Source organism: Adlercreutzia equolifaciens (assembly GCF_029076695.1).
GTDB lineage: Bacteria > Actinomycetota > Coriobacteriia > Coriobacteriales > Eggerthellaceae > Adlercreutzia > Adlercreutzia equolifaciens_A.
This window is the reverse complement of record NZ_JARFIK010000235.1, coordinates 1-321: the sequence shown is the minus strand read 5'-3', so window position 1 is coordinate 321 and position 321 is coordinate 1. Positions and strand designations below refer to the sequence as shown.

Sequence of the window (321 nt, the reverse complement as noted above, 5' to 3'; positions counted from 1 at the left end):
AACATTTTTGACATCCATGCCATATTCGACTGACACACCATGGCTTTCGAGATATTTTACAAGCGGAAGAATCATGCTCTCGTATTGATTGTATTTCGTAAAGCGGAGTGCGGAAAAATCCGGAAGTCCATCAATATGATGGCAGTATCTGCACAAATACCGTTTCATTTCCAGTGCAGATGACCATCTTTGAAATGCAAACATAGTCTGCCAGTATAGCCAGAAATTCGTGTCCCAGAAGGAATCCGGCAATATCTCACTGATTTTCTTATCCTCCAAATCCTTTTCCGGTGTCATAAACAACTTTGACAATGCCAGGGC

1 protein-coding gene is annotated in these 321 nt (G+C 41.7%); it reads right to left on the bottom strand.

Features of this window, described 5'->3' with window-relative positions; translation table 11 throughout:
* The coding region (locus PZH32_RS12200) for an oleate hydratase (RefSeq protein ID WP_275208520.1) at positions 1-321 on the bottom strand (321 nt) is incomplete at both ends.